Origin of the sequence: Streptomyces sp. NPDC052040 (genome assembly GCF_044548405.1) — a bacterium.
GTDB lineage: Bacteria > Actinomycetota > Actinomycetes > Streptomycetales > Streptomycetaceae > Streptomyces.
This window is the reverse complement of record NZ_JBIUBV010000001.1, coordinates 524,376-546,936: the sequence shown is the minus strand read 5'-3', so window position 1 is coordinate 546,936 and position 22,561 is coordinate 524,376. Positions and strand designations below refer to the sequence as shown.

The window sequence follows — 22,561 nt, the reverse complement described above, 5'->3', positions numbered from 1 at the left end:
GGACGGGCCATGGACCTCCGCCCCCACTCCCCCGCCGTCACCGCCCTGCGCCTGTGTCTGTACGCGCTCTTCGCGGGCCTGCTCGCCCTCGCCGCGGTACGGGCGGACGGTCCCGCCCCGCTGGCCGCGGCGCTCGGCACGGGCGCGGTGTTCGCAGCGGGGGCGCTCAGCGGGGCGGTGCACCGCTCCCGGCGCCGGGCCGCCCTCTGGCTGGCGGCGCTCAGCGCGGCCTGGCTGGTCCTGCTGGCCCTCTCCCCCGACGGCCTGTGGGCGGCCTTCCCGCTCTACTTCCTCCACCTGCATCTGCTGCCCGTGCGCTGGAGCCTGCCCGCAGTGGCGGCGACCGCCGCGGCGGCGATCGCCAGCTTCCTGGTGCACACCGAGCGGCTCACGGCGGGCGCGTTCATCGGTCCGCTGCTCGGCGCGGCCGTCGCGGTCGCCACGGTCCTCGGCTACGAGGCGCTGTACCGGGAGAGCGAGCGCCGCCGCGCGCTGATCGAGGAGCTGGTCGCGACCCGCGCCGAACTGGCGGCCGCCGAGCGCACCGCGGGGGTGCTCGCCGAGCGCGAGCGGCTGGCACAGGAGATCCACGACACCCTCGCGCAGGGGCTGTCCAGCATCCAGTTGCTGCTGCGGGCCGCCCAGCGGCTGCTGCCCGAGGGCTCCCCGGTCGGCCCGCACATCGAACAGGCCCGGGCGGCCGCGCAGGACAACCTCGCCGAGGCGCGCCGCTTCGTCCGCGCCCTGACCCCGCCCGGGCTGGAGCACGGCTCCCTGACGGGCGCGCTGGAGCGGCTCCGCGCCCCGGCCGGGGACCCGGTGGTGGCGTTCTCGGTGAGCGGCACCCCCGTCGCGCTGCCGACCCCCTACGAGGTGGCGCTGCTGCGCATCGCGCAGTCCGCGCTCGGCAACGCCCTGCGCCACGCCCGGGCCGCCCGGGTGGAGATCACACTGAGCTTCATGGAGACCTCGGTATCGCTGGACGTGGTGGACGACGGTGCCGGGTTCGCGCCCGCGGACGTACGCCGGGACGGGGACGGAGGCTTCGGGCTGCCCGCGATGCGCGCCCGCGCCGAGTCCCTGGGCGGCAGGCTCAGCGTGGAGTCGGCGCCGGGCCAGGGCACCGCCCTGGCGGTGACCCTCCCCCTGCCCGCCTCGGGGAACGGTGAGGCCGCGCCGGGGGACGGCGGCCCCGGCCCGGGTGTGGAGAGCGCGGCATGACGATCAGACTGCTGCTGGCCGACGACCATCCCGTCGTCCGCGCCGGGCTGCGGGCCGTGCTGTCCGGGGAACCGGACTTCGCGGTCGTCGCCGAGGCTCCCACGGCGGAGGCCGCCGTGGAGCGGGCCGCGGCGGGCGGGGTGGACGTGGTGCTGATGGACCTCCAGTTCGGGACGGGGCTGCACGGCGCCGAGGCCACGGCCGCGATCACGGCGCGTCCGGGAGCGCCACGCGTCCTGGTGCTCACCACCTACGACACCGACGCGGACATCCTCGCGGCGGTGGAGGCGGGCGCGGCGGGCTATCTGCTCAAGGACGCGCCGCCCGAGGAGCTGGCGGCCGCGGTCCGCACGGCCGCCGCCGGGCACTCGGCGCTCGCCCCGGCGGTCGCCGACCGGCTGATGCACCGGATGCGCACGCCCGTCGCCGCGCTCAGCCGCCGCGAGCTGGAGGTCCTGGAACTGGTCCGGGACGGGCTGTCCAATCTGGGGATCAGCAAGCGGCTGTTCCTGAGCCAGGCCACGGTGAAGTCCCATCTGGTGCACATCTACGCCAAACTGGGCGTCGACTCCCGTACCGCCGCGGTGGCGGCCGCCTGCGAGCGGGGGCTCATCCGGCGGCAGGGCTGACCCCCGGCACGGCCGGGCCGTGCGGGCGCCGGTCACCAGTCGCGGGTGGCGATCAGTTCCTCGATGTCCGCGTCCGCGAAGCCGTACGCCGACGCGATGAACCAGAAGTCCTCGGCTATCTCCTCCCGCGCGACCGTCTCGATCTCGCTCCCGGCCGCCTCGAACTCCGCCTGCAACAGGTTGAACTCCTCTGTCGCGGCCCGGGTCAGCGCATAGAGGGCGGCCAGGTCCTGTGGCTGTTCGGCCTCGATCCGCTCGCACAGCCGCAGCAGGATCGCCCTGCCCCGGTCGACGACATGGTCGGGGTAGTAGCTGTCCACGTAGAGCTGCCGCAGAAAGGTGTGCTCCGCGGCCTGCTGATGGGCGATCGGCACGGCGTTTTCCCCATTCCCCTCGAATGCATCCCCCACGGACGCATTCGTCTCGACTACCGATGGGCCGATCATGCAGCACGCCACTGACAACGGGGGCGGCCCTGGGGCGGCGGGGCCGCAGGGCCGTCCGTCACCGCCCCGCGCCCTCCGCGTCCGCCGGGGGCCGGGCCGCACCCGCCGGGTCCTCCCCGGGCGTCGGTCCGGCGGTGGCCCCGGGCGGGATCCAGGCGCATGCCAGGGAACCGCCGATCAGGCCGCAGAGCAGGCCGAGGAACAGCCCCCCGAAGTTCGCCAGCGGGAAGGAGACCAGGGAGAGCAGCAGGACGGCCGCGGCGGCGAACCCGCGCGCGTGCCGCTGGAACCACAGGCAGAGGCCCAGCACGACCAGGAGCACCCCGATGACCAGGGAGGCGGCGCCCGATGTGGTCGACAGGGCCAGTACGACGCCCTGAAGGTCGAGGCCGGTGGAGGGGAAGTACATGATGGGCAGCCCCGCGACGACGGTGAACAGGCCGGCCCAGAAAGGGCGTTCGCCCCGCCAGACGCGAAAGGCCTGCCAGCTGCCGACGACTGCGGCGCGGCGCGGGCGGCGGACGGGGAAGCGGCGGACGGAGAAGGGGAAGGGGAAGGGGAAGGGGTCCCTGAACACGTGTCTCCCTGGGGTGGGGCGGGCGGGAGGGCTCAGAAGCAGCGGTGGCTGCCCTGCACGATCCGCAGGTCGAGGCCGGGAATGTTGAGGGTGCCGGCCGAGGCGGCGACCGAGACCGCCCGTACATCGGTCAGGACCACCGAACGCGCCTGCTGGGCAAAGACATCGGGGTCGAAGAACCGCGAATTCCTGTCTCCGGGGTCGATGGGCCCCTTGTGGATCGAGCCCGCGGCCACACCGATGTCGATGTCGTCGGCGGTCGACCGATCGGCGGTCACGGAGGTCGTGTCGATGAACAGGTTCGCTGCCTCCACCTGCCGCCCGCTGTCGCCGGTGAGCCGCAGGGTGTAGGGCCCGAGCCCCGGGACCGGCAGTTCCACGGACAGGCAGAGTCTGCTGATGTCGGCGTGCCGGAACCCCAGGACCACGACCGGCACCAGGGTGCCCTTGCGGGTGATGTCGACGAGGGGGTAGATGCTCACACCGCGGCCGCGCAGGGTGTCCGCGGCGATCTCGAAGCGCTGGCCGGAGATGAAGAAGGACGCCGCGAGCGCGCCCTCGGCCATGCCGACCCCGAGCACCGCGGCGGCCAGGACGGACGGGAGGAGCACGGCGGCGAACCGCTTCCAGCTGGTCCTGCCGGAGTGGTGCGGCATGGCGCCTCCTCCGTCGCGCCGGCGGCCCCGCCCGTGCCGGACCGGGCGGGGACCGGGCAGACGAAGCGGGTGGCTGGAAACGGAGTCTAGGCGTCCGGACACGGCGGCCGACGGCACGTCAGGGCCCCTAGTCGGGTGATGTGCCCGGACAGTCGGGTGATGTGCCCGGGCGGCCGGGTCCGGCGGCTTCAGAGGAGGGCGTCGAGGGTGATCGGCAGCGTGTGGAGGCGCTTCCCGGTGGCGTGGTACACGGCGTTGGCGATGGCGGGCGCGATGCCGACCAGTCCGACTTCGCCCACACCCTTGGTGCCGGTGGGGGTGGCCCGGTCGGGCTCGCCGACGAAGATCACGTCCAGCTCGGGTATGTCGGCGTTCACGGCGACCAGGTAGTCGGCCAGGGTGCCGTTGGCGATCCGGCCCGTGCGCGGATCGGTGACGGTGTCCTCGTACAGGGCCATGCCGATGCCGCCGACGGTCCCGCCGACGATCTGGCTCCGGGCCGTCTTGGCGTTGAGGATGCGGCCGCCGTCGATCGCGGACACCACCCGTGCGATCCGGATCAGACCGAGATCGGCGTCGACCCGCACCTCCACGAACTTCGCGCCGTACGCGCCCGCGGGCGACATGCCCAGGGTCTCGGCGTCCGGCGGGGTGCTGTTCCCGTTCGCGGTCAGTTCGGACAGGCCGTGCCGGGCGAGGATGTCGACGTACGACTCCCCCCGGTCCGGGCGCCCCGCCGGGTGGATCCGCCCGTCGGTGCACTCCACGCCGTCCGGCGGGACACCCAGCAGAGGGGATTCGGCGTCGCCGTGCGCCAGTTCCGCGAAGGAGCGCACCAGCCGACGGCAGGCGTTGTGCACCGCGTTGCCCAGCGCACCGGTCAGTCCGGAGCCGCCCGCCATCGTCGAGTTGGGCATGTCGGAGTCGCCCAGGTCGAAGCGGACCTGGTCCAGGGGCAGCCCCAGTTCCTCGGCGGCCAGCTGGGCCATCACGGTGTACGTTCCGGTGCCGATGTCGGTGGCCGCGCTGCGCACCAGCGCGCTGCCGTCGCTGTTGACGGTGGCCTGCGCCGCGCAGGGCTGGGCGAAGTGGGGGAACATCGCGCTCGCCATGCCGTAGCCGACGAGCCAGTTCCCGTCGCGCATGGAGCGCGGCTCGGGGATCCGGTCGGACCAGCCGAACCGGCGCGCCCCCACCTCGTAGCACTCCAGGAGCGCCTTGCCGGACCAGGGCAGCCCATTGCGCGGGTCGACGTCGGTGTGGTTGCGCAGCCGCAGTTCGAGGGGGTCCATGCCGAGGGTCCAGGCCAGTTCGTCGAGTGCCGACTCCAGGGCGAAGTTGCCCTGCGCCTCGGCCGGGGCGCGCATGGAGGTGGGCACGGCGACATTGATCCGGGCCTGCTGGTCCTGGGTGATCACATGGGGGCAGGCGTAGGCGAAGGCGGTGCCCGCGGTGTAGGGCTCGTAGTCGTTGTCCTCCATGCTCAGGGAGCTGAGGCTGCGGTGGTCGAGGGCGACGAGGTCGCCGTCGCGGGTGACGCCCACGCTCAGCCACTGCACCCCGCTGGGCCGGTGCCCGACGGAGGTGAACATCTGCGGCCGGGTCAGCACCAGTTTGACCGGCCGCTTGGTGAGCCGGGCGGCCATGGCGGTCAGGATCACATGCGGCCAGACGCGCAGCCCCGAGCCGAAACCGCCGCCGACGAAGGGCACCAGAACCCGTACGGCGCTCTCGGGGATGCCGAAGACCGTGGCGAGGGTGGTGCGCACCATCGACGGCCACTGGCTGGTGTCGTGCACGGTCAGCGTGTCGCCCTCCCACACGGCCAGGGTGGCGAACAGTCCGAGCGGGTTGTGGGTGTTGTCCGCCGTGGTGTACATCGCGCGCAGGGTCACTTCGGCGCTCTCCAGCGCCGCGGCGGGCTCACCCCGCGAGGTGTCCATCCCCCAGGGGTCGACGACATGCTCGGCCCGCGGGTCCTGGAGGTCGAGCAGCGGCTCCGTGGCCTCGTAGTCGGCCTGCACCAGGCGGGCCGCAGCGGTGGCCTGCTCCGGGGTCTCGGCGACCACGAAGGCGATGTGCTGCCCGTGGTGGACGACCCGGTCGTTGCGCAGCGGCGGGGGCGGGGAGGCGCCGAGTACCGATGTCGGTCCGGTCCCGACCTTCGGGGCGTTCTCATGGGTGAGCACACAGAGGACACCGGGCGCTCCCTCGGCCTCCCCGGTGTGCATACGGACGATGCGGCCCGCGGAGATCGTGCTCTGCACCAGGGCTCCGTAGGCCTGTCCGGGCACGCTGAAGTCCATCGGGTACGGGGCGGTGCCGGTGACCTTGCGCGGACCGTCCACCCGGCTGATGCCCGCCCCGATCAGCGGCCTGCTCTCGACGGTGCTCATGCCGTCACTCCTGACACTGTCTTCAGCTCGCGCACCAGGGTGCGCCGGGCGAGCAGCACTTTGAAGGCCGTGCCCGGCAGGGTCCAGGCGTCGCGCATCGTCGCCTCGGCCGCGTCCTGGAACACGGCCACCGTGGCCGGTGCGCCGGTCAGCACATGCTCGGCCTCGTAGGCCCGCCAGGGCTTGGACCCCACTCCGCCCAGGCCCACCCGGGCCTGACGGACGGTGCCGTCGTCCACCACGAGCACCACCGCGGCCGAGGTGAGGGCGAACTCGTAGGACGTACGGTCGCGGACCTTGAGATAACCGGAGCGGGCGGCCGGGGGCGGCAGCGGGATCTCGACCTCGGTGATCAGCTCGGCGTGTTCCAGTACGTTCTCGCGCTCGGGGCTCTCGTCGGCCGTCACATAGAACTCCGTCAGCGGCACGGTCCGGCGTCCGGAGACTCCCTGGATGTGGACCACCGCGTCGAGCGCCACCAGGGCGACGGCGAGGTCGGAGGCGTGCAGCGCGATGCAGCGCTCGCTCACTCCGAGTACGGCGTGCATCCGGGCCGCGCCCTGCACCGCGGCACAGCCGGAGCCCGGCGCACGCTTGTTGCACTCGGGGACCGCGGGGTCACGGAAGTAGCGGCAGCGGGTGCGCTGGAGCAGATTGCCCCCGATGGTGGCCATGTTCCTCAGCTGCACGGAGGCGCCGAGCAGCAGGGCCTCGCGCACCACGGGCAGCCGTTCGGCCACCGTGGGGTCGGCCGCCAGCTCCTCCATGGTGGCCAGCGCACCCACATGGAGGGCCTCGCCACGGCGTTCGATGCCGTGCAGCGGGAGCCGGGTGATGTCGATCAGCCGCGGGGGCTCCAGGACCCCGTCCTTCATCAGGTCGAGCTGTGTGGTGCCGCCCGCCAGACAGGACGCGGCGGGATCGTCCGCCAGCAGCCGTACCGCCTCCTGGGTCCCGGTGGCCCGTACATAGTCAAAGGTGCGCATCGCGGCCTCCCCCGGACGCCGCCTCGCGTATCGCGGCGACGATGTTGGGATAGGCGCCGCAGCGGCACAGATTGCCGCTCATGAACTCCCGGATCTCCTCGTCGGAACCGGCTCTTCCCTCGGCCATCAGCGCCACCGCGGACATGATCTGGCCCGGGGTGCAGAAGCCGCACTGGAAGCCGTCGTGTTCCATGAAGGCCCGCTGCACGGGGTGCGGCTCGTCACCGCCGGAGATGCCCTCTACGGTGGTGATCCGCCGGCCCTCGGCCTGCGCCGCCAGGGTCAGACAGGACAGCACTCGCCTGCCGTCGACGTGGACCGTGCACGCTCCGCAGGCCCCCTGGTCGCAGCCCTTCTTCGTGCCCACCAGGCCCAGCCGGTCCCGCAGGGCGTCGAGCAGGGTGACCCTGGTGTCCAGGCGCAGGGTGTAGGTGCGGCCGTTCACCTCCAGCGTCACGACCCGTTCCACGACCGCGGGACGCTTCTCCACGTCCCGTTCGCTCGCCACGTCCCTCATCGCGTCCTCCTCCGGACGGGTCGGGTACGACTCGGGCCCCTCCTGGGGCGGATCCGGTGAGTTGAGTCGTCGGGCACCGCGGGGCGGGAGCGCCGGGCGTGCGCCATGGGCGCGCCCGGCACCCACCGATACCTCGCCGCTTTCAAATATACGCTTTACGGGGTATTCGGCATGAAATGCCCGGCCGCCCTCAACAGGGTTTTCCCCAGGGTGAGTTGACGCGGGAGCGCGGCCGATGGGTGTGGGTGGCGGGGGCCTGGGCGGCGGCGGTCGCGACTGAGGCGGGACGGCTACCCGCTCGGAGCAGCGAGGCGGCCCGTCCGGAACAGGAAGGCGGACCGCTCGGAACAGGAAGGTGGACCGCCTGGAACAGGAAGGCGTCACGTTCGGTCAGCGCACCGCAGCCCCCTGCGACCGCGCCCGGCCGCGCCCGTCCCCCGACCGCGCCCGGCCGGCCCTCGGCGGCGCTCCGGGCTCAGCCGCGCGGTGCCTCCCCGAACAGTTCGACCGCCCGGCGGACCTCGGCGAGACCTCCGGCGAGGGCGCTGACCGAGCCGATCGCCCCGACGATGAGCAGCAGGGAGCGGCGCAGACGGGGTATCTCCGGGGCACCCCCGGCGGCCATCGCAGCGAGCACCGCGAGTTCGTCCTCGGCGATGGTCCGGTCGGTGAACTCGACCGGTAACAGGGCGAGTTCGCGACGCAGCCGGGACACCGCGGTCCGCAGCCCCAGCGTCCGGGAATCCTCGTCGCCGCCGGTCACCAGCTCCTGCCCCAAGCTCCGCAACACAGCTCCCCTCACACCCTTGTGCGCATGGCTCCGTACCGCTGCCGGGCACCCCGTGACACCGGTCGGGCGCCAGGGGTGCGGGCCAGTAAACGCCACCGGGGCGGCGGACGCCAGCGCGGGGGCCGAAATTCGGTCCCGGCGCCGGGCACCGCCATCGGACCGAAATTCGGCGCCGGGAGGCCCCGCGACCGGCCCGGGGTCGGGTATGCAGGACGTATGACGCGCAGAGAAGACGACCGGGACGGACTCCTGGACGGACAACGCGAGGGAGCGCGGGAGGGAGAACGAGAGGGAAGCCGGGGCGGTGTCGCCGGGCTGCTCCTCGCGGCGGGCGGGGGCCGCCGTCTGGGCGGACGCCCCAAGGCACTGCTTCTGCATCACGGGCGGCCGCTGGTGGAGTACGCGGCAGGAGTGCTGCGGGCGGCGGGGTGCGGGCAGGTCCATGTGGTCCTGGGCGCGGCGGCCGATGCCGTACGGGAGCGCGCGGATCTGTCCGGCTGCGTCCTGGTGGACAACCCCGGCTGGGAGGAGGGCATGGGCTCCTCGCTGCGTGCCGGGCTCGGGTCGCTCGCCGGAACGGGCGCGCGGGCCGCCCTGGTCTCGCTCGTCGACCAGCCCGGCATCGGCCCGGAGGCGGCGGCCCGGGTGCTCGCCGCCTACGAGGACGAGACCTCGCTCGCCTCGGCCGCCTACGGAGGCGTCCGCGGCCATCCGGTCCTCTTCGGGTCCGCCCACTGGCCGGAAATCGTGGCGTCCGCGACCGGGGACCGGGGGGCCCGCGCCTATCTGAAGGAACACGGGAGCGCGGTCCGGCTGGTGGAGTGCGGGGATGTGGCCCGCCCCTACGACATCGACACCGAGGGCGACTTGGCCCACCTCCAGTGAAGCCGGGCGCCTCCTGCGGGCGAACCCGGCGAACCCGGCGCTCGCGGTGGCACTGAGCGCCACCTTCGCTCGAATCGAAGAATCTCGATGTCAACACATCATTGAACTTCCACCATGAGGAAACTAGTATCCACTGATCAGAAGCACCTGACCGCTCCAGGCGCTCACCGCCGTATCCGGACGCCGCTGGCACCCGGTGCCGCACCCCGTGCCGCGGCGGCCACATCAGCTCGCCGAAGGAAGTGACAGCTCATGTCCGCACCAGCGTCGCCGTCCGTCGTCCTCGACGCCGAGCCCCTGCCCCGGCAGGACGAGGTCCTCACCGACGCGGCCCTCGCCTTCGTGGCCGAGCTGCACCGCCGGTTCACGCCCCGGCGCAACGAGCTGCTCGCCCGCCGGGCCGAGCGCCGCGCCGAGATCGCCCTCACCTCGACCCTCGACTTCCTCCCGGAGACCGCCGCGATCCGCGCGGACGACTCCTGGCGGGTGGCCCCCGCGCCCGAGGCGCTGAACGACCGCCGGGTCGAGATCACCGGCCCCACCGACCGCAAGATGACCATCAACGCCCTCAACTCGGGAGCCCGGGTCTGGCTCGCGGACTTCGAGGACGCCTCCGCGCCCACCTGGGAGAACGTGGTCCACGGCCAGCTCAACCTGATCAACGCCTACACCCGGTCGATCGACTTCACCGACCCGGCGTCGGGCAAGTCGTACGCCCTGCGCCCCGACGCCGAGCTGGCGACCGTCGTGATGCGCCCGCGCGGCTGGCATCTGAATGAGCGTCATCTGCTGGTCGACGGGGAGCAGGTGCCGGGCGCCTTCGTCGACTTCGGCCTGTACTTCTTCCACAACGCCCAGCGTCTGCTCGACCTCGGCAAGGGCCCCTACTTCTATCTGCCGAAGACGGAATCGCACCTGGAGGCCCGCCTCTGGAACGATGTCTTCGTCTTCGCCCAGGACCACCTCGGCATCCCGCAGGGCACCATCCGCGCCACCGTCCTGATCGAGACGATCACGGCGGCCTACGAGATGGAGGAGATCCTCTACGAACTCCGCGACCACGCCTCGGGGCTGAACGCGGGCCGGTGGGACTACCTCTTCTCCATCATCAAGAACTTCCGTGACGGCGGGCCGCGGTTCGTGCTGCCGGACCGCAACGCGGTCACGATGACGGCGCCTTTCATGCGCGCCTACACCGAACTCCTCGTCCGCACCTGCCACAAGCGCGGTGCCCACGCCATCGGCGGCATGGCGGCCTTCATCCCGTCCCGGCGCGACGCCGAGGTCAACAAGGTCGCCTTCGAGAAGGTCCGCGCCGACAAGGACCGCGAGGCGGCCGACGGCTTCGACGGCTCCTGGGTCGCCCACCCCGACCTGGTCCCGCTCGCCATGGAGTCCTTCGACAAGGTCCTCGGCGACCGGCCGAACCAGAAGGACCGGCTGCGCGAGGACGTGGACGTCAAGGCGGCCGAGCTGATCGCCATCGACTCCCTGGACGCCAAGCCGACGTACGCGGGCCTGGTCAACGCCGTCCAGGTCGGCATCCGCTACATCGAGGCCTGGCTGCGCGGCCTCGGCGCGGTCGCCATCTTCAATCTGATGGAGGACGCGGCGACCGCGGAGATCTCCCGCTCCCAGATCTGGCAGTGGATCAACGCGGGCGTCCAGTTCGAGAACGGCGAGAAGGCGACCGCCGAGCTGGTCCGCACGGTGGCCGCGGAGGAACTCGCCGCCATCCGGACCGAGACCGGCGAGGAGGCCTTCACCGCCGGTCACTGGCAGCAGGCCCACGACCTGCTGCTGAAGACGGCGCTGGACGAGGACTACACGGAGTTCCTCACCCTTCCGGCCTACGAGCAGCTCGCAGGCTGACTCCGGCCGACTCCGGCCGACTTCAGGGACCCGGCCGGTCCGAGTGGCCCAGGGACCTTCCCGGGGCCACTCGGTCGCGTACCAGGCGCTTGACCGCCGTGGGCTCGGGGAAGCCCTGCTCCCGGCGGTCCCAGACCACCTCGTCGTCCACCCGTACGACAAAGACCCCGCCCCGGCCCGGCTTGAGCGCCAGCTCGGTCAGCTCGGCCTCGAACGTCGTCAGCAGCTCCTGCGCCAGCCAGGCCGCACGGGGCAGCCAGCGGCACTGGGTGCAGTACTCGATCTGGACGCGGTGCACGGCGTCCGCGGGGGTGTCCGTCATCCCAGATGCACCGACCAATCCTGTTCCGCCGCCGGTTTTCCGTGCAGGTCGGGTACCCGCTTGAGCCAGTCCGGCCGACCCCGCTGGGTGCGTGCCGCGCGCCGGGACTCCTCGGCGGCCAGCTCCTCCCGGGTGGGGAAGTCGGTGGGCAGCCAGGCGCCGGACGCCTTCACCCGCGCGAAGAGATAGTCCGCGTAGGCCCTGCGGACGTCACCGGGCGCGGCAAACCCCGGCTCACCGGTCAGCCACTGGTCCGGCACCTCCTCGGTGATCTCCCGGAGCAGCTCCTCGGTCACCCGGGGCGCCAGATCGGCGTCGGCGGCCCGCGTGTCCGGGGCGAAGTGGCCGAGCGCGTGGTGGCGGAAGTCGTACGGCTTTTCCGGCGCGGAGGCATCCCACCGGTGGTGGAAGACCAGAGCGGCACCGTGGTCGATCAGCCACAGCCGCGGGGGCGCGGTGCCGAACGTGGGCCAGACCATGAGGTTGGAACTGTGCACCGTACGGTCCACGTTCACGGTCAGCGCGTCGAGCCAGATGATCCGGCCCGCCTCCACCGGGTCGACCGTGCAGGCCCGCGCGACCTCGGGGGTGAAGTCCCGCGCCCCCGGCAGATAGTCCATGCCGAGATTGACACCGGGGCTCGCGTTCAGCAGATCGCGCACCTCCTGGTGGGGCTCGTGCGCGGCGATCGCCGGATCGAAGTGCGCCAGCACCAGCTCGGGCACCCGCAGCCCCAGCCTTCGCCCCAGCTCCCCCACGATGACCTCGGCCACCAGCGCCTTCACACCCTGCGCGGACCCCGTGAACTTCACGACGTACGTCCCGAGATCATCGGCCTCGACGACGCCGGGCACGGAACCACCGGAGCGGAGAGGCTCAAGATAACGAGTGGCAGTGACCTCTCTCAGCATCTCCCCAGACCCCATCGGTCATGTGCCGTCACGGGCGGTACGCCCCCTGTTTTCGGCCTCCGGCATGAAGTGACCATAGTAGCCAGGCGGGACGGACGGACAGGGCACGCCGGTATCGCCGTTCCCACCGGTGGGAACGGCCGTACCGGCTCCCGGTCGCCTACGCGTCGCCCGTCAGCCACCTGCCATTCGGGCTGCCGAACGCGGCCCTGCGCCGGTCCCAGATGACCTCCCCGCGTCGCACCGTCGTCTCCGGGCGCCCGGCCAGGGTCGCCCCCTCGTAGGCCGACCAGCCGCACTTGGACCGCACGTCCCCGGCCGTCAGGAACCAGGTGGCGGCGGCGTCGAAGAGAACGAGGTCGGCGTCGAACCCGACCTCGATCCGGCCCTTGCTCCGCCCGAGACCGAACAGTTCGGCGGGCCGCCCGCTGCACAACCGCGCCAGCTGGGCGAGGAGTTCGTCGACGGGCCGGTCCGGCCAGCGCTGCCGCATTCCCGTGAAGACGGCCGGCAGCAGTTCCTGCACCCCGGGCAGTCCCGGAGGCGCGTCGGCGGCCGGACGGGTCTTCTCCTCGACGGTGTGCGGGGCGTGGTCGCTGCCCACGGTCGCGAGCCCGTCGTGGATGAGCGCCTCCCACAGCCGCTCCCGGTCGCGTTCCTCCCGGATGGCGGGGCTGAGCCGGATACGGGCGCCCAGGCGCGTGATGTCCTGGCGGGTGAAGGACAGATGGTGCGGCGTGGCCTCGAAGGTGACGGGCAGGCCCGCCTCCCGGGCCGCGAGGAGCAGGTCGCACTCCTCCGCCGAGGAGGTGTGCAGGATGTGGGCGGCGGTGCCGTACTCCCGGACCAGTTCGATGACCCGGGCGACGGCGACGATTCCCCCGGTGCGCGGGCGGGCGGGCTCGTAGGCGCCGTAGCTGGCGGGCGCCGGGAGGTATCCGTCGAGGAGGTCGAACAGTCCCCCGTCCTCGGCGTGCAGGACCACCCGCAGCCCGCGGTCGGCCGCGACCTCGAAGATCCTGGCGAGCACTTTCTGCTCGTGGATGACGTGCGGGGCGGTGTGGTGGCCCGCCATGAACACCTTGACGGAGGTCGCGACCCGGGGGTCGAGGTCGGCGAGCACCTCCACGGTGTCGGTGCCGACACCCATGTGGAAGCGGTAGTCCACCAGGGACTTGCCCTCGATGAGCGCCGCCTTGGCCCACGCGTCCTTCGGGTCGTGCAGCGGCGGCTGGGTGTTGGGCATGTCGATGACGGTCGTCACACCGCCCGCAGCCGCCGCCCTGCTGCCGTGTTCCCAGTCCTCCTTGTGGGTCAGCCCAGGAGTGCGGAAGTGGACATGGGAGTCGATCACCCCGGGCATGACGTGGAGACCAGCCGCGTCGAGGGTCTCGGTGGCCGGGACCTGCGCGTCCGGCGGCAGCAAGGCGCCGATCCGGCCGTCGCGCACCGCGACCGTGCCCGGCCGGACCCCTTCGGGGGTGACCACCCGGCCACCACGGATCACCAGATCGTACGGTCCTTCGTGTTCGGTCATGACGGCTGCTCCGCGGAGATCAGTTGACGACAGAGGTCATTGGTGGGACCCATCAGGCAGACGGCCCGGACGTCGCGGGCCAGCCGGTTGACCGGGTGCCCCGCGACAAAGCCCGCACTGCCGAGGTAGCGCTGCACCTGGAGGCAGATCTCCTCGGCTGCGGTCGAGGCCATCACCTTGCTGCGCAGCGTGGTGAGGCCGGGGTTCGGCCCCTCGCGCCGGCCCGCCGCCTCGACGACCGCCCGGGCGCTCTCCACCCGGGCGGACAGGTCGGAGAGCCGGTCGCGGGTCAACGGGTTGTCCGTCAGGCCCTGTTGGCGGGCCTTGGCAAGCGCCATCCGGTGGACCGCGTCGGCGATGCCGACGGCGACAGCTCCCAGGGTGGCCCCGGACTCGCGCACCGAGGCGATGATCTCCGCCGCCTTCCCGGCCGGGCCGAGCAGGGCGCTCTCCGGCACCGGACAGGAGCGCAGTTCGACGAAGCCCGTGGCGGAGGCGCGCATGCCGACGAGGTCCAGGCTGGTGTCCGCGACCAGTCCCGGAGTGTCGGCCCCGACGAGGTAGAAACTCTGACCGTCGCTGCCGTACACCAGGTCCCCGCCGCCCGGTGCCGCGGACTGGGCGAGGACCAGGTACACCTGTGCCAGGCCGGCGCCGGTGGTGAAGGCCTTGGCGCCGTCGAGGACCCAGTCGTCCCCGACGCGGACGGCCTTGGTCGCGATGTTGCGCTTGTCCGCTCCGGCGCCGCTCTCGCTCCACGCGGAGGCGGCGAGCCACGAGCCGTCGGCGAGTCGGGGCAGGTAGTGCTCGCGCTGGGCCGCTGTGCCCCACTCGGTGATCCGGGCGCTGACCGCGAAGTGCTGGAACAGGATGATGGAGACGGACGGGTCGAGTCCGGCCACCTGCTCTACCAGACGGTTCGTCAGGACCGCGTCGCCGCCCTGGCCGCCGTACTCGCGCGGAACGGCCGCGCCCAGGATCCCCGAGGACCGGAGCGCGTCAAGCACCCGGCAGGGCAGTTCGCCTGCGGTGTCCGCGGCGGCGGCTTCCGCCTCCAGGACCCGGTACAGCGGAGCGTACCGTTCGGCCAGCGCCTCGCGGCTGTCGGATCGGGCGATGGCTTCAGTGAAGGGCACTGTTCAGCCTCCTCGGGAGCATGGTCATGGCAGGTGCGATCTCAAGGGGACCGGACCGGATCCGGGCCTCTTTCCGGCTCACGCTCACCCACTCCAGGACCCTCCCCCGCGCGGAGTCCTCGATTGTGGAGGTCGCGACGGCGAGGCCGCCCGGTGTCTCGATCTCGACCTGCGGAGGCTGTCCCCCGGTCTCCTCGAACAGCCGGGCCGGTACCGTGCCCGCGGCGGTCGCCGCGGCGGCCAGGCAGGTGATGCCGGTCAGGGCGAGCGTCGGGTGCCAGCGGGGCACCGTGATGGCCCGGGCGCTCAGTCGGCCGGGGGTGTAGCCCCCGACCATCGCGACCTTGGGGAACACGCTGGTGTCCGGTACGCCCAGCAGGGCCGAGGTCGAGCGGCGGATCGACAGCATCTCGTCGAAGACGTCGTCCCCGGCCTCGAACAGCTCGTGCCGCGATGTGATCCCCAACTCCCTGGCGTCGACGAAGACGTAGGGGTTGCCGAGGGAGACCAGCGACACCTCGTAGGAGCCGGTGGGGGTCGACAGCCGGTCGACCGGATTGCCGGTCATCAGGGCCTGGGTGATGCTCTTCCCCGGCGGCTGGACGAAGTACACGGTGAAGCTGCCGCCGTGCCGCCACGACTCGTCCACCTCGCAGACGACCTGATCGCCGTTGTTGAGGATCCGCAGTCGGACCCGGTCGCCCGGCGCCGGGCGCGGTGTCCAGTGGCGGGCGTGGGCGACCACCAGGCAGGAGAGGATCGAATGACCGCAGCTCCCCTGGAAGTCGAACGCGTCGAGCCGGTCCGGCAGGCACTGCACAAAGCGGTAGTCCAGGTCGAACAGGGGATGCGGGGACGGCGCCACGAGGGCGATCTTGAGCACGTCGCCGTGCCCGTCCGCTTCCAGCCATCTCCGCACCCCGGTGAGCACCGGCCGCAGTTCGGATTCGGCCGAGGGCAGCTCGGCGGCGTCGAGCACCAGCGTCGGACACGGCGCACCGTCCGCCTTGGCGATGTACGCGATCACGCGGCCGCCCCGTCGCCGAACGGATCGGCCGCCTCGTCCGCCTTCGGGCCGGAGGCGGCGCAGAACTGGTCGAGCCACAGCTGATGCACCATCAGTGCCCACAGCGCGAGCGCCGACCGCTCCGACGGCCGGGCCGTCTGCTCCGCGAACAGGCGGTCCACCCGCGCCGGTTCGACCAGTCCGTACCGGCGCAGCGCCGTCGGCGAGAGCACGTCCCGGGCGAAGCCGTGGAGCGCCGCACCGGGAGCGATCATGGCGGTGATCGGCAGGGTGAAGGGCTGCTTCGGCCGGTTGAGCACCGACTCGGGCAGCAGTCCGTCCGCGGCACGGTACAGCACGTCCTTGCCCCGGTCAGGGGCGATCTTCAGGCTCGACGGGAGCGAGCGGGCGTACCGCTGGACGGCCGGCTGGCAGAACGGCAGCCGCACCTCCACCGAGGCGGACATGCTGAGGTGGTCGACCCGTCGCAGATGGTAGGCGGGAAGCCGCCGGCCGACCTCGAAGCGGGTCAGGGTCTCCATGCGTCCGTGCTCCGAGGCGGCCAGTTCCCCGGCGATGCGTTCGGACGCCGAACCCCGGGCCGCGACGTAGTGGCGGTACTCCGCCGAGTACAGCTCGGTGCGCAGTGCCGCGGGAACCGCTGCGAGGGCATCGACGTACCCGGTGATCCAGTCCTCGCCGTCCGGAGTCCCGGCGGCCTTGCGGATCCGGTCGTACCCGCCGAACAGCTCGTCCGCCGCGTCTCCGGTGAGCGCCACGGTGAAACCCGCGTCGCGCACCGCGCCGAACAGCGCGTGGGTGCTGAGGGTGATCGGGTCGGCGTTGGGCTGCCCGAGGTGCCAGACCACATCGGGCAGCAGTGCGGGGAAGGTCTCCGGGTCGATCTCCACCTGATGGTGGTGGGTGCCGTTGCGCTCCGCGACCTCGCGGGCGAAGTCCCGCTCGTCGCCCGGCCACCGGCCGGTGTAGGCGATGTTGAAGCTGTGCAGGTTCTCGGCGGCCTCGGCGGCCAGTGCCGACACCAGGCTGGAGTCCAGGCCTCCGCTGGTGATCGCGGCCACCGGGACGTCGGCGTGGATCAGCCGGTGCGTCTCCTCGCGCAGCAGGGCGAGCACGCGGTCCGCAGCGGCGGCCGGGGCGGTGTCCGGCTCCGGACGCGCGGGGTCGGCGCGCCGGTGCATGCGCAGTCCGCCCGAGCGGGTGACCCGTGCGGTGGTCGCCGGGGGCAGCACCTGGATTCCGTCGAACATGGTCTGCTCGCCGAACGGGGTCTTGGTGGAGAGGTACTCGTCCAGACCCGGTTCCCACACGGCCGCCCGCACGCCGCGGAATGCGAGCAGCGCCGGCAGTTCGGAGGAGAAGTGCAGCTGCCTGCGGTAGGCGTCCCACTGGTAGTAGAGGGGCTTCATGCCGACGTCGTCGGTGGCCAGGACGAGCGTCGGCTCGTGCCTCAGGTCCATGACGGCGATGGCATACATCCCGTCGAGGTGGTCGGTGAAATCGGCTCCGTACTCGGCGTAGAGCGCGGGAAGTACCGAGCCATCGCAGTCGTCGTCGATCCGGTGGCCGCGGGCCACCAGCCGTCGGCGCAGCTCGGCGTGGTTGTAGATCTCGCCGTTGAACACCACGGTGATGTGCTCGCCCAGACGGTACGGCTGTCGGCCGCCGGCCAGGTCCATGACGGCCAGCCGGTTGATGCCCAGGGCCCAGCCGCGACCGGCCGCCTGGGCCTGCGCGTCCGGTCCGCCGTGCCGTTGGACGGCGGAGACGGTCCTCATCTCGTGCGCGGTGACCTGGGCCTCGAAGTGCCCGTATATTCGGCACATCCGTGGGTCACCTCACCTGCGCCGAGACACCGGCGCGCTGGTAGAGGACCGGGTCGAAGGGGGTCGGGCCGCCGCAGGTGGCGAATCGTGCCGCCGCCGGGTCCTCGTTGTCGTGGCGGGTGCCGTGCGGCACACCGGGCGGTGCGAACAGCGCGTCACCGGGCGAGACGTCGATCCATCGGTCGGCCAGGTACATCTGCCCTGTTCCCTCGAACGCGATGAACGCCTCTTCGCTCTCGGGGTGAACGTGCACATTGAAGTACTCTCCGGGCTGCATCACGCCGCAGTGGAGGCACAGTTGCGGGGTTCCGGTGCCCGGCCAGAACAGGAAGTTCATCGTCGCGGTCCGGTCGGACGCGGCCACCTGGCCCGTCCCGCCGAACCCGCGCAGCTGGGTGTCCGTGCGCCACAGATTACTGAAGCGTTCCTGCTGTGCGCCGTGGGTACGGTCGGGCAGCAGGCGGGTGCGCCAGACATAGGCGGTCAGGCCCTCGGTGTCCGCCGCGGCGAGGCTGTAGCGGTCGCCCGTGGGGGCGTAGACCGCGTCGGCCCTGGCCACCTGCGCACGGCAGGAGCCGGAGCCCGCCTCGCCGGACCCGGCGAACACGACGACAACGTTCTCCTCGTCCGCCGACCCGCCGGGCTCCCACCGTCCACCCGCGGGGACCCGGACGACGTCGAGCCGGACGATGTCGGCGCCCAACTCCGGGCCCACCGCGGTCGCCACCGAGCACCCGTCCACCGGACGGAAGACGAGCTCCGACGCCCGGACGATCGCGCCGACCTGTTCAGAAACAGCCATCAGTGTGCCTTCCCCCTGACGCACCGGCCGTCCGCCGTGCGTCGTGTTGAACCGTGTTGAACTGTCAGTTGTCCGAGGCAAGTCGGCCGCCCCTGCCCCAGTGGGTCTGCTCCACGTCGCGGACGATCACGGTGACTGCGTCCCGGGGGCAGCCGGCGATCCTGGACACGGTCGCGGTGACCTCCTCGACGAGTTCGCGCCGGCTCTCCTGCTTGCTTCCGCTCCACCAGTCCACGGTGACGACGGGCATGGACACACACCTTCTCTCCGGATGGGGCGGCTGGCCGCCGGTTGGGCAGCCGGGGCGCCGAATGCGCCCCGACCGGTGAACTCGTTGGACTGTCAGACGAGTTCGGGCGACAGGCCGGCCGCGCGGTAGAGGTCCGCGTCGTACGGGACGGGCCCGCCGACGGAGACGAACAGCTCGGGAGCGCCCGGGCGGTCGGGGTTGCGGGTGCCGTGGAGGGTGCCCGAGCGGGCGAAGACGCCGTCGCCGGGCTCCATGTCGAGCCACTGGTCGCCGAGGAAGAACTGCCCGCTTCCGTCCAGGGCGAACAGCGCGTCCTCGGCACCGGGGTGGGCGTGGATGTTGAAGGTGTTTCCCGGCGCGCCCATGCCGCTGTTGATGCACAGGTAGGCACACCCGTTGCCGGGCCAGTGCGGGAAGTTCATGTAGGCGCGGCGCTCGTTGTCCACCGGGGCGATCTCCCCGGTGCCGGCGAACTTGTGGATGCCCTTCGAGGTGTCGTACACGGTGTTGAAGAGCGTCGGGGCGGCACTGCGGGCCCTGTCCTCGGGCAGCACCGCCCGCCAGAAGTACACGGTCATCTCGTCGCTGTCGGCGGTAAAGGTGAGCAGCAGGTCCGTCGGCGCGTAGGCCGTGGAGCCCTTGACCACCGGGCTGGTCTCGTCGCCCACCTGCGCCGTGCCGGTTCCCTCGAAGACGATGGCGGTGGTCTCCTCCTGCCGGTAGACATCCGGCTTCCAGCTGGCACCGCGCGGGATGCGCACGATGTCGACGGAGACGAACTCGGCGCCCACATGGGGGCCGACCGGGCGGCTCACCCAGCAGCCGCCCTCCTCGATGAACTTCAGCTCACTGCGGCGGATGACGACGCCGTGCTGGTCAAGACTGGTCACTGCGGTTTTTCCTCTCGATGCGTGGGAGACGGTGGGTTCCGGTTCACCCGAGTACTGGGGCGGCCGAGGCGCGGGCGGTGATCGTCGCGACGGTTGCCACCGAGTGGTCGAGGGCCGCGTCGAGCGCGGGCACGAGACGCTCTCCGTAGGCCGCCGCGTACAGCGGGAACGACGGCTGGCCGCCCTGGTCGGCGAGATCCGCCACGAGCCGGCCCGGCAGTGGTGCGAGCAGGTCGATCTCGGTGCGGGAGACCCCCAGGAACTGCGGTCGGTCGAACTCCTCACCGAGCGTCCGGAAGAAGCGCGACAGCACCTCACCCATCTCGGCCTCGTAAGAGGTCATCCTGTCCGCGCCGATGGTCGCGCTCACCGACATCCGGTAGGCGTGGCCGAGGTTCATGTAGTTGGGGCAGATGAGGGTCGAGCGGAGGTCCAGGGCGTCGGGCGGGGGCAGCGCCGCAGCGGTCTCCCGCGGCAGGTCCGCGAGCTTGTTGTCCGCGCCGATCCCCCGGAGCGCGTAGCCGCCGGTGTAGAGGGCGTCGACCCAGCCGCCGTAGTCGCCGCGGCTGAGCGAGAAAGTGTTCATCATGTCGATGGGCACCTCGACGGTGCCGCCCGGGACATGCAGCCCCACCTGCCGCTCCAGCGAGATCCGGTAGATCATGGCGAAGTAGGCGAAGTTGGTGGCGTGCCGGGCAAGTTCGAGGGCCTCGGCATCCGTCGGGGCGAGGTCGTCCGCGGTGACCTCCGGGACGGGCTGGGTCAGCAGCACCTGGTGTCTGAACTTGGGCCGCTGGCTGAGCAGTTGGGTGCGCACCAGCCGGCCGTTCCGGTTGCTGCGCCACCAGGCGTTGGGCTTCCAGCGGTTGTCGGTGACGTTGTTGTGCGTCAGCAGGGTGCGCAGGTGCGTGCCGCCGTCGGCGGACCCGGTGGCCCGGGTGATGAGCCGCAGCACGTACCAGGGGAAGGCCAGCATGGGGGCGTAGGCGTTCAGGCTGGCGTGGGTCGAGGTGTGCACGACCATCGGCGATTCGATGAACCGGTGCAGCGACTCGTCGTCCCACCCCAGCAGTCGGCGCATCCGCTCCCGGTCGGCGGGCGGCGCCCGGTGGACCCGCGGCTCGGCGGCCCTGACGAACTCCGCCAGCTGTCGGCGGCGCTCGCGGACTTCGGTGTCCGGCGGACCGGCCGGGCGGAAGGAGCCCAGCACCTCACCGAGCGCGGGACCCGAGTCCTGATCGTGCTTCGTGGTCACGAAGTCCTCCTGTCGATGCAGTGGCACGGCGTCGGACGATACGACGGCTGTCCGATCCCGGAATGGGGCCGCCAACTCCGGCGAGTGGCCCTTCGAACGTCTTTCCCGGGCAGCGACGGAAAAGTTACCCGAGAATTCAAGCTGAGCAATACCGCGACAGCTGTGTCCTGGGTCACGCGAATTTCTTGGATTGTTCATGATGGCGCGGCAGGAGACGGACTGTTAGCATCCACCGGGCAATCGAGATTTCGCCGAAAAGTCGTTTCGCCCGAACTCTGGAGCGTATTGATGACGCAGCTCCCCCACATTCTCCACATAGGCTGGATGCCTCGCGCCGTGGCCGCGCTGACCCGCGCCGGAGCCCGGGTCACCTGCGCGGTTCCCCCCGAGGACATCACAAAGGCCCAGGCAGCAGGCGTGTCCACGGTGACCGTGACCGACCCGACGAACGTGTCGGCGATCCTCGGCGGCCTGGCCCGCGCCGATGTCCGGGTCAGTGAATTCGACGCCGTATGCAGCGTCCTGGAGTTCTGCGTGGTACCCGCGGCCGCCATCTCCGACCTTTACGGATTCACCAGCGGAGCCGCGGTGAAGGCGCTCGGCATGCGCGACAAGTTCATCCAGAAGAGGAAAGTACGCGGATCGGGTGTGGCGACTGCTGCATGCGAAACCGTCGATTCCCCCGCAGCACTCGACTGTGATTCCCTAGAATTCCCCAGGGTGCTCAAGCCACTCGATGGAAAAGGATCGCAGAACACTTTTGTGGCGCTCGGTCCCGACCACCTCAGGGAATGCCTGCAACGGGCTGCCGCGGCGAGTGGCGGCCCGTGGCTCCTGGAGGAGTACGTCCCCGGCACCGAATTCCACGTCGACGGACTCGTGCGCGACGGTGAGGTGCGGTCCCTGGGGGTGTCGCGGTACCACCAGAACGTCATCGGAATGCCCACGGGCGGACTGATCGGGAGCACGGCCCTTCCGTCCGGCCGGTACGAGGAGCTCTACCGCTCGATGCGCTCCCTCACCGGGACGGCTCTGAACGCCCTGGACTACGCGGACGGCGTGTTCCACCTCGAGGCCTTCCGGGACCCCGACGGTCACGTCGTGTTCGGCGAATGCGCGGCCCGGGTGGGCGGCCTGTGGATCGACGACCTCTACCAGCGCGCCTTCCGGGTGAACCTGCGGGACGAATGGGCCCGCGCGGTGCTCGGCAGGCCCTGCGGTCTGCCCGCGGAGCCCGGCCACCCCGACGACGTGGTGATGGGCGCGGCGTGCCTGCCGGTTCCGCCCGGCGTCCCCCTCCGGGCGATGCCGACCCACGACGAGGTCATGGCCCGTCCCGGTACGGTGTTCTGCACCGTCGACGAGAGCCTGCGGACCACCGGCGCCGACGACTACCTGCCCCGAGCCGGGCACGCGGTGGTCTCGGCGGCGGACGAGGACGAGTTGGGCCGCCGTCTGCACGACCTGGTCGACTGGTTCACGGCGAGTGTCGCGGTGCGGCGGGAGGACGACCTCCTGCCGACGGCCCCGGCCGACTGACCGCCGCAGCCGTCGGTGTGTGCCGCCCGCGGGTCGCGCGGCACACACCGGGTCCGGCCGGAGGCCTGTGACGGCCACGGCACAGGCCTCC

22 protein-coding genes are annotated in these 22,561 nt (G+C 71.8%); 5 read left to right on the top strand and 17 right to left on the bottom strand.

The annotated features are described in order from the left end of the window. The first annotated feature begins 9 nt into the window (after positions 1–9). Positions 10–1,221 (top strand): sensor histidine kinase, encoded by a 1,212-nt coding sequence (locus ACIHAA_RS02265; RefSeq protein ID WP_399811898.1) that lies wholly within the window; start codon positions 10–12, stop codon positions 1,219–1,221. Further along, on the top strand, positions 1,218–1,850 hold the full coding sequence (locus ACIHAA_RS02260) for a response regulator (protein ID WP_399811896.1): 633 nt from the start codon (positions 1,218–1,220) through the stop codon (positions 1,848–1,850). Before ACIHAA_RS02265 ends, ACIHAA_RS02260 begins: the two co-directional genes overlap by 4 nt. A 32-nt stretch (positions 1,851–1,882) precedes the next feature. Here the strand turns inward: ACIHAA_RS02260 and ACIHAA_RS02255 are convergent, their stop codons facing one another. The 7 genes from ACIHAA_RS02255 to ACIHAA_RS02225 form a co-directional block, all read right to left on the bottom strand. Further along, the gene (locus tag ACIHAA_RS02255) at positions 1,883–2,224 is read right to left on the bottom strand and encodes a DUF5713 family protein (protein WP_399811893.1); all 342 of its coding nucleotides are present in this window, start codon (positions 2,222–2,224) and stop codon (positions 1,883–1,885) included. 130 nt (positions 2,225–2,354) lie between these two features. Further along, positions 2,355–2,873 carry a DUF6114 domain-containing protein gene (locus ACIHAA_RS02250; protein ID WP_399811891.1) on the bottom strand — a complete coding sequence of 173 codons (519 nt, stop codon included), beginning with the start codon at positions 2,871–2,873 and terminating at the stop codon, positions 2,355–2,357. 32 nt (positions 2,874–2,905) lie between these two features. Beyond that, positions 2,906–3,529, bottom strand: a complete 624-nt coding sequence (locus ACIHAA_RS02245) for a DUF6230 family protein (RefSeq protein ID WP_399811888.1) — start codon at positions 3,527–3,529, stop codon at positions 2,906–2,908. A 188-nt stretch (positions 3,530–3,717) separates the two neighbouring features. Then, positions 3,718–5,925 (bottom strand): xanthine dehydrogenase family protein molybdopterin-binding subunit, encoded by a 2,208-nt coding sequence (locus tag ACIHAA_RS02240; protein ID WP_399811886.1) that lies wholly within the window; start codon positions 5,923–5,925, stop codon positions 3,718–3,720. Next, entirely contained in the window at positions 5,922–6,911 is a 990-nt protein-coding gene (locus tag ACIHAA_RS02235) for an FAD binding domain-containing protein (RefSeq protein ID WP_399811884.1), read from the bottom strand. The genes ACIHAA_RS02240 and ACIHAA_RS02235 overlap by 4 nt, the downstream gene beginning before the upstream one ends. Beyond that, a complete protein-coding gene (locus ACIHAA_RS02230; protein ID WP_399811881.1) occupies positions 6,898–7,428 on the bottom strand; it encodes a (2Fe-2S)-binding protein in 531 nt (176 codons plus the stop codon). Before ACIHAA_RS02230 ends, ACIHAA_RS02235 begins: the two co-directional genes overlap by 14 nt. 475 nt (positions 7,429–7,903) lie before the next feature. Further along, positions 7,904–8,218, bottom strand: coding sequence for a DUF5955 family protein (locus ACIHAA_RS02225; RefSeq protein ID WP_399811878.1), 315 nt, complete (start codon positions 8,216–8,218; stop codon positions 7,904–7,906). A gap of 216 nt (positions 8,219–8,434) precedes the next feature. Here ACIHAA_RS02225 and ACIHAA_RS02220 point away from each other — a divergent pair, with 216 nt between their 5' ends. Continuing rightward, a complete protein-coding gene (locus ACIHAA_RS02220; RefSeq protein ID WP_399811876.1) occupies positions 8,435–9,103 on the top strand; it encodes an NTP transferase domain-containing protein in 669 nt (222 codons plus the stop codon). A gap of 252 nt (positions 9,104–9,355) precedes the next feature. Beyond that, complete coding sequence (aceB, locus tag ACIHAA_RS02215) at positions 9,356–10,975, top strand: malate synthase A (protein WP_399811874.1); 1,620 nt, start codon at positions 9,356–9,358, stop codon at positions 10,973–10,975. 22 nt (positions 10,976–10,997) lie between these two features. Here aceB and ACIHAA_RS02210 read toward each other — a convergent pair whose 3' ends face one another. The 10 genes from ACIHAA_RS02210 to ACIHAA_RS02165 all read right to left on the bottom strand — a co-directional run bounded on the left by ACIHAA_RS02210 (position 10,998) and on the right by ACIHAA_RS02165 (position 20,931). Continuing rightward, a complete protein-coding gene (locus ACIHAA_RS02210; RefSeq protein ID WP_399811872.1) occupies positions 10,998–11,297 on the bottom strand; it encodes a SelT/SelW/SelH family protein in 300 nt (99 codons plus the stop codon). Continuing rightward, positions 11,294–12,208: a HipA family kinase gene (locus tag ACIHAA_RS02205; RefSeq protein WP_399811869.1), complete on the bottom strand. Its 915-nt coding sequence runs from the start codon at positions 12,206–12,208 to the stop codon at positions 11,294–11,296. The genes ACIHAA_RS02210 and ACIHAA_RS02205 overlap by 4 nt, the downstream gene beginning before the upstream one ends. A 160-nt stretch (positions 12,209–12,368) precedes the next feature. Next, positions 12,369–13,745, bottom strand: coding sequence for a dihydroorotase family protein (locus ACIHAA_RS02200; RefSeq protein WP_399811866.1), 1,377 nt, complete (start codon positions 13,743–13,745; stop codon positions 12,369–12,371). After that, complete coding sequence (locus ACIHAA_RS02195; protein WP_399811864.1) at positions 13,742–14,881, bottom strand: acyl-CoA dehydrogenase family protein; 1,140 nt, start codon at positions 14,879–14,881, stop codon at positions 13,742–13,744. The genes ACIHAA_RS02200 and ACIHAA_RS02195 overlap by 4 nt, the downstream gene beginning before the upstream one ends. Further along, positions 14,868–15,908: a PrpF domain-containing protein gene (locus ACIHAA_RS02190; protein WP_399811861.1), complete on the bottom strand. Its 1,041-nt coding sequence runs from the start codon at positions 15,906–15,908 to the stop codon at positions 14,868–14,870. The genes ACIHAA_RS02195 and ACIHAA_RS02190 overlap by 14 nt, the downstream gene beginning before the upstream one ends. Further along, on the bottom strand, positions 15,905–17,734 hold the full coding sequence (asnB, locus tag ACIHAA_RS02185) for an asparagine synthase (glutamine-hydrolyzing) (protein ID WP_399811858.1): 1,830 nt from the start codon (positions 17,732–17,734) through the stop codon (positions 15,905–15,907). Before asnB ends, ACIHAA_RS02190 begins: the two co-directional genes overlap by 4 nt. 7 nt (positions 17,735–17,741) lie before the next feature. After that, on the bottom strand, positions 17,742–18,536 hold the full coding sequence (locus ACIHAA_RS02180) for a cupin domain-containing protein (protein WP_399811855.1): 795 nt from the start codon (positions 18,534–18,536) through the stop codon (positions 17,742–17,744). A 64-nt stretch (positions 18,537–18,600) separates the two neighbouring features. Continuing rightward, positions 18,601–18,786: a 4-oxalocrotonate tautomerase family protein gene (locus ACIHAA_RS02175; RefSeq protein ID WP_399811853.1), complete on the bottom strand. Its 186-nt coding sequence runs from the start codon at positions 18,784–18,786 to the stop codon at positions 18,601–18,603. 92 nt (positions 18,787–18,878) lie between these two features. Next, positions 18,879–19,676: a cupin domain-containing protein gene (locus tag ACIHAA_RS02170; RefSeq protein ID WP_399811850.1), complete on the bottom strand. Its 798-nt coding sequence runs from the start codon at positions 19,674–19,676 to the stop codon at positions 18,879–18,881. A 43-nt stretch (positions 19,677–19,719) separates the two neighbouring features. After that, the gene (locus ACIHAA_RS02165; RefSeq protein ID WP_399811847.1) at positions 19,720–20,931 is read right to left on the bottom strand and encodes a hypothetical protein; all 1,212 of its coding nucleotides are present in this window, start codon (positions 20,929–20,931) and stop codon (positions 19,720–19,722) included. Positions 20,932–21,219: 288 nt separating this feature from the next. On the opposite strand from ACIHAA_RS02165, the gene ACIHAA_RS02160 reads away from it, so the two are divergent. Beyond that, on the top strand, positions 21,220–22,470 hold the full coding sequence (locus ACIHAA_RS02160; RefSeq protein ID WP_399811844.1) for an acetyl-CoA carboxylase biotin carboxylase subunit family protein: 1,251 nt from the start codon (positions 21,220–21,222) through the stop codon (positions 22,468–22,470). The last annotated feature ends 91 nt before the right edge of the window (positions 22,471–22,561 follow it).

Excerpts from the sequence above, each read along its gene's own strand:
- ACIHAA_RS02265 (WP_399811898.1), top strand. The coding sequence starts at position 10 with ATGGACCTCCGCCCCCACTCCCCCGCCGTCACCGCCCTGCGCCTGTGT.
- ACIHAA_RS02260 (WP_399811896.1), top strand. The coding sequence starts at position 1,218 with ATGACGATCAGACTGCTGCTGGCCGACGACCATCCCGTCGTCCGCGCC.
- ACIHAA_RS02245 (WP_399811888.1), bottom strand. The coding sequence starts at position 3,529 with ATGCCGCACCACTCCGGCAGGACCAGCTGGAAGCGGTTCGCCGCCGTG.
- ACIHAA_RS02240 (WP_399811886.1), bottom strand. The coding sequence starts at position 5,925 with ATGAGCACCGTCGAGAGCAGGCCGCTGATCGGGGCGGGCATCAGCCGG.
- ACIHAA_RS02235 (WP_399811884.1), bottom strand. The coding sequence starts at position 6,911 with ATGCGCACCTTTGACTATGTACGGGCCACCGGGACCCAGGAGGCGGTA.
- ACIHAA_RS02230 (WP_399811881.1), bottom strand. The coding sequence starts at position 7,428 with ATGAGGGACGTGGCGAGCGAACGGGACGTGGAGAAGCGTCCCGCGGTC.
- ACIHAA_RS02220 (WP_399811876.1), top strand. The coding sequence starts at position 8,435 with ATGACGCGCAGAGAAGACGACCGGGACGGACTCCTGGACGGACAACGC.
- aceB (WP_399811874.1), top strand. The coding sequence starts at position 9,356 with ATGTCCGCACCAGCGTCGCCGTCCGTCGTCCTCGACGCCGAGCCCCTG.
- ACIHAA_RS02210 (WP_399811872.1), bottom strand. The coding sequence starts at position 11,297 with ATGACGGACACCCCCGCGGACGCCGTGCACCGCGTCCAGATCGAGTAC.
- ACIHAA_RS02205 (WP_399811869.1), bottom strand. The coding sequence starts at position 12,208 with ATGCTGAGAGAGGTCACTGCCACTCGTTATCTTGAGCCTCTCCGCTCC.
- ACIHAA_RS02200 (WP_399811866.1), bottom strand. The coding sequence starts at position 13,745 with ATGACCGAACACGAAGGACCGTACGATCTGGTGATCCGTGGTGGCCGG.
- asnB (WP_399811858.1), bottom strand. The coding sequence starts at position 17,734 with ATGTGCCGAATATACGGGCACTTCGAGGCCCAGGTCACCGCGCACGAG.
- ACIHAA_RS02180 (WP_399811855.1), bottom strand. The coding sequence starts at position 18,536 with ATGGCTGTTTCTGAACAGGTCGGCGCGATCGTCCGGGCGTCGGAGCTC.
- ACIHAA_RS02175 (WP_399811853.1), bottom strand. The coding sequence starts at position 18,786 with ATGCCCGTCGTCACCGTGGACTGGTGGAGCGGAAGCAAGCAGGAGAGC.
- ACIHAA_RS02160 (WP_399811844.1), top strand. The coding sequence starts at position 21,220 with ATGACGCAGCTCCCCCACATTCTCCACATAGGCTGGATGCCTCGCGCC.